The sequence below is a fragment of the Campylobacter concisus genome (assembly GCF_902460875.1).
GTDB lineage: Bacteria > Campylobacterota > Campylobacteria > Campylobacterales > Campylobacteraceae > Campylobacter_A > Campylobacter_A concisus_AA.
Genome location: NZ_CABPVR010000006.1, coordinates 80,375 through 88,824, shown reverse-complemented (window position 1 = coordinate 88,824; position 8,450 = coordinate 80,375). Strand labels below are relative to the sequence as shown.

The 8,450-nt window shown below is 37.6% G+C and carries 5 protein-coding genes and 1 pseudogene; 2 read left to right on the top strand and 4 right to left on the bottom strand.

Translation table 11 applies throughout. The features are described from left to right. Positions 1–133: 133 nt before the first annotated feature. The 4 genes from abc-f to galU form a co-directional block, all read right to left on the bottom strand. Complete coding sequence (abc-f, locus tag F3H01_RS03860) at positions 134–1,723, bottom strand: ribosomal protection-like ABC-F family protein (protein ID WP_087579033.1); 1,590 nt, start codon at positions 1,721–1,723, stop codon at positions 134–136. A 63-nt stretch (positions 1,724–1,786) separates the two neighbouring features. After that, positions 1,787–2,332: a DUF1287 domain-containing protein gene (locus F3H01_RS03855; protein ID WP_149724906.1), complete on the bottom strand. Its 546-nt coding sequence runs from the start codon at positions 2,330–2,332 to the stop codon at positions 1,787–1,789. A gap of 3 nt (positions 2,333–2,335) precedes the next feature. Next, positions 2,336–3,556, bottom strand: coding sequence for a glucose-6-phosphate isomerase (locus tag F3H01_RS03850; RefSeq protein WP_149724905.1), 1,221 nt, complete (start codon positions 3,554–3,556; stop codon positions 2,336–2,338). Then, on the bottom strand, positions 3,553–4,374 hold the full coding sequence (gene galU / locus F3H01_RS03845; protein ID WP_149724904.1) for a UTP--glucose-1-phosphate uridylyltransferase GalU: 822 nt from the start codon (positions 4,372–4,374) through the stop codon (positions 3,553–3,555). The genes F3H01_RS03850 and galU overlap by 4 nt, the downstream gene beginning before the upstream one ends. Before the next feature lie 126 nt (positions 4,375–4,500). On the opposite strand from galU, the gene F3H01_RS03840 reads away from it, so the two are divergent. Then, the gene (locus tag F3H01_RS03840) at positions 4,501–5,142 is read left to right on the top strand and encodes an IMPACT family protein (protein WP_149724903.1); all 642 of its coding nucleotides are present in this window, start codon (positions 4,501–4,503) and stop codon (positions 5,140–5,142) included. Positions 5,143–5,183: 41 nt separating this feature from the next. Continuing rightward, a pseudogene (locus tag F3H01_RS03830) lies at positions 5,184–8,450 on the top strand (HsdM family class I SAM-dependent methyltransferase); the annotation flags it as partial.

Below are 8,450 nucleotides of genomic sequence, written 5' to 3'. Positions count from 1 at the left end.
GTCTTTTTATTGGATTTTAATAATTTTTATAAGCTATTTTTAATTTATATAGTTAGATTAATACTTGCAAGATTTTGTAGTAAATATAAATTTTAATCTTGCCCCTACAATCAGGAGCAAGAAATAACAAATTTTAGCTCTCAAGCCCTAAATTTGCTCTATACTCTTCGTATGTGCCTTTAAAATCAACCACTTCGCCATTGCCTTTTAGGTGTAAAATTCTATTTGCAAAGGCGTCTATCAGCTCCCTGTCGTGGCTCACGCAGATGACTGAGCCGTTAAAGTTATAAAACGCTTCGCCAAGCGCGATGATAGCTTCAAGATCGAGGTGGTTGTTTGGCTCGTCCATGACAAGTAAATTTGGTCTATGAAGCATGAGCTGAGCTAGTCTCACGCGGTGTTTTTCGCCACCACTTAGCGCGCCCACTGCCTTTTCTTGCTCAGCACCGCTAAAGAGCATTCTGCCAAGGCACTTTCTAATCTCGTCTATGTCCTTGTTTTTGGCATCTTGTAAGTATTCATAAAGCTTTAGCTCGCCATCTATCTTATTTACCGTATCTTGCGCAAAATATCCTAGCTCGATGGTCGCGCCTATATGTACCTCGCCCGCATCAGGCTTTAGTTCACCCATTATGATCTTACAAAGCGTACTTTTACCAACGCCGTTGTGGCCTATGATAGCCAGCTTATCGCCCTTTTCAAGCTTAAAGTTAAAATTTTCAAATATCACCTTATCGTCAAATTTCTTACTTATATTTTTTAGCTCAATTAGCTCGTTTCCTATTTCGCGGTTTGCACGAAATAATATGCTAGGATCGCGCCTACTTGATACTGCGATCTCGGCAATATCAAGCTTTTCAAGCTGTTTTGCACGAGAGGTTGCCTGCTTTGCCTTGCTCGCATTTGCTGAAAATCTCGCGATAAATTTCTCCAGCTCCTCTTTCTCTTTTAGCTTCTTGTCACGCTCCATCTCATGCTGCTTTGCGATCAAATTTGCAGCCATATACCAGTCGTCATAGTTGCCTGAAAATTCGCGAATTTTCTTAAAATCCACATCCAAAATGTTTGTGCAAACTCTATTTAAAAAGTGCCTGTCGTGGCTGATAACCACAAGTGTACCCTCATGGCGGTTTAGCTCGTTTTCTAGCCATGCGATTGCATCTATATCAAGGTTGTTTGTTGGCTCGTCTAAAAACAAGATATCTGGCTTTGGAAAAAGCACTTGAGCTAGCAAAACCTTAACTTTATCTGAGTTTTCGACCTCGCTCATGAGCTTATCAAATTCATTTAGCCCTAGCGAGCTTAAAATTTTTTCTATCCTAGTCTCGTACTCGTAGCTTGGATCCTCCTCGGCGCTTATCATCTCAAGCTCGCTTAAGCGCTCATTTATCTCATCTGTAAATTCCTCGCTCATATAGAGCTTCTCTTTCTCTTTGACAGCGTCATATAGGCGTTTGTTGCCATAAAGCACGGCATCTTTTAGCGTGAAATTTTCAAACGCAAACTGATCTTGCCCAAGCACGCCAACCTTTAGTCCATTTTCTATGACGATCTCGCCGCTAGTTGGCTCGATAGCTCCGCTTAAAATTTTTAAAAATGTCGACTTGCCAGCGCCATTTGCACCGATTAGTCCATATCTGTTGTGGCGATTTAGCTTTAAATTTACATCCTCAAATAGCAAACTGCTTGCAAATCTTTGAGTAAGTCCCCTAACTTCTAACATTATTTTTCCTTGAATTTATTTTTTTGCGATTTTGCCTAAAATTTGATTAAAAAGCCATTTTTGCTACTTTAGCCTAAAATGACCTGTGATCTTGTAGCTATAAAGTATATTTTCTTCTTGCACGCCAGAGCCGATATTGTGGATGACAAGCGGTATTTGGCCTTCAAATTTATCTGAGATCACGCCGATGTGAGGTAAATTTCTTGGCAGCATCCATGTTACGATATCGCCTGGCAAAAATTTATCATCGCTCACCTCAAAACCTTTTCTTTTTAGATAGGTAGCGATGTTTAAAACACGCCTGTGATCGATATTTTTATCAGCCTTTTTAAGTCCCCACTTTTTAGGATAGCTTGCGAAATTTCTACTCATATCTTCAAAAACAAGTCTTTGCAGATCCATCTCTTGATGACGTAGTGCTCTTACCACAACGTCGGTGCAAACGCCCTTTTTGATATCCACGTCGCCCATAGGATAGGCAAGTCTTTCGTAACTTGGATCGTAATTTAGCGTCACGCCGATCTGCGACCTAGCGTCATTTACAAATTTACTCGCCGAAAAGGCAAAAATTTGCGTGGCAAAAAGAGCCAAAAGTAGAAATTTCTTCATTTTCTACTTTAAAAGCATAGTTTTTAAGATACGTTTTCCTATCTCAACGCCTGGCTGATCGTAGGTGTTGATGCCTAGCATGATGCCAGTGGCCGAGGTAAGCAACTCGTAGTAGAAAATGAGCCAGCCAGCATGAAACTCATCAAGCCTCTCAAGCGTGATAGTATCGACACTTATCCCCTCTTGCACAAGTGCCATAGCTGTCGCGTCGCACTGCAAATTTATAAGCTCATTTAGGCTTAGACCTGCAACAAAATCGCACTCTTCAAGCCCTTTTAGGCTCAAATTTGGGATAGCCTTGTCGCTCGCGTGATCTTTTATCTTTATAAATGTCACACTCTTATCTTTTACACCGTCCATGATAAGCTGCAAAAAGCTGTGCTGATCGCGACTACCGACAAGTCCAACTGGCGTAAGGCCAACCCTTTTATAGCCTCTTTTTTTACCAAGGCTCTCCGCCCAAAGCTGCACGTACCAGTCGTTAAATTCAAAAAATCTATCGCAATAGCTAAATATGACATTTATACTCGCATTTCTGCTAGTGGCGTAGTGGTAAGCTTTAGCGACTATTGAGCTATCTTTTTGCTCGATGTATTGCTCCTTGCATGCAAGCGCACCCTCAAGTAGTGCCTTTATATCGTAGCCACAAATACCAAGAGGCACAAGGCCGATCGCACTTAATACGCTAAATCTCCCGCCAACGTTTTTTGGAATGTTAAAAAATTTAATGCCATTTTCTTTGGCAAAATTTTCTAAATTTGTGCCAGGATCAGTTATGATTAGGAAATTTTTACCTAAATTTTTAGGTTTAAAGTCATCAAGCAAGCACTTAAAAATAGTGATCGTCTCGATCGTGTTGCCTGATTTTGAGCTTATTATAAAAAGTGTCTCGTCAAAATTTAGCCCATCAAGCGTGCTTTTGTAGCTGCAAGGATCGACATTATCTAAAAACAAAAGCTCTCTTTTTATCCCCTTTATGCCTTCAAGCATCGATTTTAGCGCCTTTACGCCAAGACTGCTGCCACCGATACCAACTAGCACGACATTTTTTATATGAGCTAGCCCATTTTCATACTCCTCGATCTCGCCAAGTAAATTTTGCCCAAGGACCGGCAGGTGGTAGTAGCCTATCTCGCCGCTTTCGTACTCGTCATTTATGCGTTTGGCGTAGGAGTCAATGACTTCGCTGCTTGCAAAGTTAAATTTAAATGAAGTTTCTATCATTTACTGCGCTCATAAAAGAAATTTGTAGCCTCGACAAAGCCATCGATACTGCCGCAGTCAAACCTCTTGCCTTTAAATTTATAAGCCAGCACCATGCCATCTTTTGCCTGCGTTTTTAGTGCATCCGTGATCTGAATTTCACCGTTTTTACCTGGCTTTGTTCGCTCTAAGATGTTAAAAATATCTGGCGTTAGGATGTAGCGCCCGATTATCGCTAAATTTGTCGGAGCCTTGGCAGGATCAGGCTTTTCAACCATATCATCGACCATTATAAGGTCATCTTCTATAAACCTACCGCTTACGACGCCGTAAGACTTAGTCTGCTCCTTTGGCACTTCCATCACAGCAACTACACTGCAGCGGTATTTTTCATAAATTTTAACCATCTGTGAAAGCACACCCTCGCCGTTTTCATTTATACATAGATCATCTGCCAAAATGACTCCAAATGCTTCATCTCGAACTAGCGTTTTGCCCGTATAAATGGCATGTCCAAGCCCTTTCATAGCATTTTGCCTAGTAAATGAAAATGTGCATGAGCTCATTAAATTTCTAACTTCGCTTAGCAGCGACTCTTTTGAGCTACCTGCGATCTCTTTTTCTAGCTCGTAGCTGATGTCAAAATAGTCCTCAAGCGCCCTTTTCCCGCGTCCTGTGACAAAGGCCATATTATCCATGCCAGCCTCAAGTGCCTCATCAACGCCGTAGTGAATGAGCGGTTTTGTAAGGATCGGTAGCATCTCTTTTGGAAGTGATTTTGTAGCTGGCAAAAACCTTGTTCCGTATCCAGCCGCTGGAAATAGGCAAGTTTGTATCATTTTAGTCCTTCATGAAAAATTGCAAAATTCTACTATCTTTTCCTTAATAATATAAATTTCTCTGAATTTACAAGGCTTTAATTAGCAAATTGATAAGATTTTTAAAATTTTTAAAAAAGAGCAAATTTGCAGACGATTGATAGGCTTTTTAAAGCCCAGCTTGATATAAAAAAGTCAAATTTTTTAGCATTTTTGTGCCCGATAAGCGAATTTAAAAGCTTGTATGAGAGCCTAAAAGAGGAGCATTTTAAGGCTGTTCACGTAGTTTGGGCGACAAGAGAGCTAAACAAATACGGCCAAATAGTCGAAAATCAAAGCGACGATGGCGAGCCAAAGGGTACTAGCGGCCAGCCGAGCCTAAACGCGCTAAGAGGCGCTAATCTTATAAATGTTGGCGTCTTGATAGTCAGGTATTTTGGCGGGATAAAGCTTGGCACTGGAGGGCTTGTCAGAGCCTACTCTGGGGCTGTAAATGAGGTGATAAATGAGGCCATAAAAGATGGTGGCGTGATGAAATTTGAGATAAAAGATGAGATCAAATTTTTTACGCCGTTTTCGCTGATGAGCCGCTTTGAGCACTATTTTGCCACTAAAAATTTAATCGAGTTTGAAAGAGAATTTAATGACACTGGAGCGATCTGGAGCGTAAATTTAAATGAGGCAGAATTTGCTGAGTTATTTAAATTTTGCAAAGAATTTGAAGCAACCGAGTTTAAATTTCTAGCCCTTGCGCTTAGTGGCAAGAGCTTATTCGCTCATCAAAGCTAAATCATTGTAAAATCGCGCAAATTTAAACCAAGAGAGAAAAAATGATAACAAAGGAAAATTTAAAAGAAGTAATAGAAAGCCTAGGATTTAAACCAGCTAAAAATAGAATCATGAAAAAGATATATCAAAATGACGATAGAATTTTTATTGAAGTTGATTTTTTAAATTCTAAAATTACCTATTCTCCAATAGATAATAGCTTTAAAGAAGGCGAATTTCCAAGCCGAAATCGCCCGAGTAACGGTATAATAATCCACCGAAATACGACCACTAATTTTAGCGCAAACGAAAATTTCGTTTGTTTAATTTGTATAGACAACTTGCTTTCAAAAGGCTACAAGCCTTCTCATATTATTTTAGAGCCTTCGATAGGAGTAGGGCACGTAAATAAGCCCTCATACGGGGATATTTTGGTTTATAATGAAAATTACGAGCGATTAGTCTTAATAGAAAATAAAACTTACGGAAGCGAATTTACAAAAGAGTGGAATAATATGCAAAAAGACGGCGGACAGCTATTTTCTTATGTTGCCGTACTTGGAAAATGCGACTGGGTTTGCCTTTATGCCGCTGATTTTGATCACGGCGATATTATTTATAATAGCCATTTAATCACACTAAAAGATAACGAAGAGTATTTAAACGATCAAAATGCAAATATCAAAAAAGAAGAAGACAAAAAGCCTTATTTTAAAAATGCGACAAATCACACTGAGCTTTTTAAGGTCTGGAATGAAAGCTATCAAACCGGCTACACTACGAAGGGGCTTTTTGAAAACGACATAAGCGCGTATAAAATCGGCAAAGAAAAATATACTTTAAACGACTTAAATAAAGTTCCGTATACTAATATTAGAGCGATTTATAACGAATTTGCGACTATTTTGAGAAATAACGCCATAGGAAATTATGAAAATACGTTTTATATTTTAGTCGATCTGTTTTTGTGCAAAATCGTCGATGAAAAAAATATGCGAAACGGCAAAAGCGATGAACTGAAATTTTACTGGAAAGGTTTTGGTAGCGATACTCCGCTTGAATACTGCGATAGACTTTTAGAGCTTTACGCTCAGGGTAAAAAAGAGCTTTTTGAAGTAGATGTCGTAAATATAAATAAAGGCAAAATCGATGAAATTTTTGAGCGAAAAAAGAGATATCCGGGAGAATTGCGAAACGAGCTCAATAAGCTTTTTAAAGAGCAAAAATTTTACAATATCAAAAAATTTAATTTCATTGAAGTGGAAAACAAGCAAGAATTTGACCTAAATTTTAAAGTTTTGCTTCACATCGCAAACCTTATCCAAGATATTTATATAACCAAAAGCGAAAACAATCAATTCTTAGGCGATTTATTCGAGGGCTTTTTAAATCGCTCCATTCATCAAACCGAAGGGCGATTTTTCACGCCGACGCCGATTACGAATTTTATCATTAACTCGTTACCTAATTTTAAAAGTGGAGATAAAATCTTAGACTACGCTTGCGGTGCAGGGCATTTTTTGACCGAGTTTATCAGCACAATGGGGATTGTAAAATTTATGGTATCGAAAAAAATAAAAATCTCTCAATGGTTGCAAAAATAGCAACTGTTTTTTATGACAGTAAAAACGAAGCTAAAATTATCTTTCAAGATACATTGGAAAAACCAGATCAAAGTAAGGACTACGCAAGGAAATTTGAAGACGAAAGCTTTGATCTTATCATCTCGAATCCGCCTTATTCAGTCAAAGGTTTTTTAGACACGCTTTCACAAAGCGATAGGGAAAAATTTGATCTTTTAAAGCAAATAGATAGTGCTAGTTTTGATAAAAATAATGCCATCGAGTGTTTTTTTGTCGAGCGAACGGCACAGTTGCTAAAAGAGGGTGGATATTTTGCATTGATATTGCCCGTTTCCATCCTTTCAAAGGGCGGTATTTACGAAACTACGCGCGAAATTTTGCTGTCTAAATTCGATATTTTAAGTATCGTAGGACTTAACTCTCGCACGTTTGGTTCTACTGGTACGCAAACAGTTATCGTCTTTGCTAAAAAGCGCGAAAAAGAAGCTGGCGATTTGATCAAATGCTTTATAAACACCGAATTTGAGCTTAAAAATGAGTTCGTAAATGACGATATAATCGCAAAATATTGTGCTTTTAAATGCTTTAATAAAGATGAGTTCATAGACTTTTTAAAAAAAGATGTTTTAAGTAACAATTTGGCTCAAAGTGAGATATTTAAAAGCTATAAAGACGAATTTGAAAATGCGAGTTCCAAAGTCAAAGAATTTAAAAAAGAAACTATGTCTAAAGCTAAACAAAACGAGTTTTTTGAAAATTCTTCATTTTATAAAGCAGAACTCAACAAGAAAGAAAAGAAAGCTAAATTCAATGAGTTTTTACAAAGCAATGATTTTAAAAAATTAGAGCAAGAATTTTACTACGAGCAATTTATCGAAAAATGTAAAAATCTAGAGCTTTCTAAGTTAAAATTTTATGCTTTTATAAATGATAACGAGCTACTTTTAGTAAAAAGTCCAGAGGACAAAAAGCAAGGTGGCGATAGTAAAAAAAGTAACAAAGACGAAATCATAAAATTTCTAGGTTATGATTGGAGTAGCCGCAAAGGCGACGAGGGTATAAAATACGTAACTTCAGTACAAACACAAGAAGAAATTAAAGATAGTGACGACGATAGTGATGACGAAAAAAAAGAAAAGGAGGCTTTGCGAAATATCAACTCGGTAAAATTTATCCAAACGCCACTTTATAATCCGCAAGATAAAAATGATAAAACTAAAATTTGCTATGCTTTAAAAAGCTTTTTTGACAATAAATTTGACGATGAACTCTTGGCTCAGATAAATCCGAACGATGTAAATTCATTTTCTATTCAAAAAGCAAATTTAATCGATTTAATGGATTTTGGAAAGACTAATTTCGATAAGGCGATAAATTTAAGCATGAAAAGTAGAGTAAAGATAATGAGTGAGTATCCGATGGTGAAGCTTGGGACTTTGCTTAATACAATAGAAACTGGCTCGCGTCCAAATGGTGGAGTTGGTAATTTAAATGAGGGTGCGTTAAGCCTTGGTGGAGAGCATATTCATAATACAAACGGCATAATAAATTTGGTAAATCCAAAATTTGTAAGCATTGAGTATTATGAAAATAATCAAAAAGGCAGATTAAAACAAAATGATATTTTGCTTTGCAAAGATGGAGCATTAACTGGGAAAATTGCACTTTTAAGAGATGAGCTGAATAACAAAAGAGCTATGGTAAATGAGCATATTTTCATACTTCGAGCAGCCGATATAATTACTC